The following is a 1,090-nucleotide window of genomic DNA, read 5'->3' as shown; positions in this document are numbered from 1 at the left end:
GGGGCAGCTGGGCGAGGATCGCCCGACCGGGTGCGCCCCGGGTGACGGGATGCCGTGCGCCCGGTCGCTGCGCCACGGCGGTGACCGAGTGCCGCGGTTCGACGCTGGCGAGCGTGACGCACTCGTCGTGGTCGAGCACGACGAGGAAGCACGTCATGCCGAGGTCGTTCGCCGCTGATGTCAGCTCGGGCAGAGCTTCCGCCTGCAGGTCGGCGGCGACACCGGCGGCCAGCGCGGCGAGGCCGGTTCCCAGGCGCACGGCGCCCGCGGCATCCCTCGTCACGAGCCCGTGGTCTTCGAGGGTCCGCAGCAGGCGGTACGCGACCGAGCGGTGCAGGCCGACGCGCCCGGCGAGGTCGTCGATCGACAGGGGAGCGCGCGCGTCGGCGAGCTCTTCGAGCAACCGGATGCCACGGCTCAACGTCTGCGATGCGGGCGACGCATCTTGCCGTGCGGGCATGGGCGGGCTAGCCTCTCGTTCGATAGAAGAACGGTGTGTTCGAATATAGAACACACCCCTGAGATCCGCAAGCACCGCTCCGTCGCGGTGACCCCGACATCGACGTCAGGAGAACCATGCAGTTCCACCACCACGGCTACGTCTCCGGTGACCCGCGCATCCAGCCCGCCGCGGGCGTGGGCATCGACCGGCCGACCGAGCTGCCCGACGAGGTGGACGTGCTCATCGTCGGGTCCGGACCCGCCGGCATGCTCCTCGCCGCCCAGATGTCGCAGTTCCCGCAGGTCACGACACGCCTCATCGAGAAGCGCGACGGACGTCTCGTGCTCGGCCAGGCCGATGGCATCCAGCCCCGCAGCGTCGAGACGTTCCAGGCCTTCGGCTTCGCCGACCGCATCACCGCCGAGGCCTACAACATCGGCTGGATGAACTTCTGGGCGCCCGACCCCGCCGCGCCGGATCGCATCATCCGCACGACGCGCACCGAGGACTACGCGCTCAAGATCAGTGAGTTCCCGCACCTCATCGTCAACCAGGCGCGGGTACTGGACTACTTCGCCGAGGCGGCCGCGCACGGACCGGCGCGCATCGTGCCGGACTACGGCGTGGAGTTCCTGGGGCTCACGGTCG

General features: G+C 70.3%; 2 protein-coding genes. One reads left to right on the top strand and one right to left on the bottom strand.

Annotated elements, in window-relative coordinates:
• Positions 1–460: IclR family transcriptional regulator (locus tag I5G_RS12105; RefSeq protein ID WP_022879287.1), on the bottom strand; the 460-nt coding region annotated here is incomplete at its 3' end.
• Between the two features lie 116 nt (positions 461–576).
• On the opposite strand from I5G_RS12105, the gene I5G_RS22205 reads away from it, so the two are divergent.
• Positions 577–1,090, top strand: a 514-nt coding sequence (locus I5G_RS22205; RefSeq protein WP_036327953.1) for an FAD-dependent monooxygenase, incomplete at its 3' end; no start/stop codon positions are given.

This window comes from Microbacterium sp. B19, from assembly GCF_000333395.1.
Lineage (GTDB): Bacteria > Actinomycetota > Actinomycetes > Actinomycetales > Microbacteriaceae > Microbacterium.
Note: the sequence above shows the minus strand (reverse complement) of the source record. Positions and strands in the feature narration are given on the sequence as shown.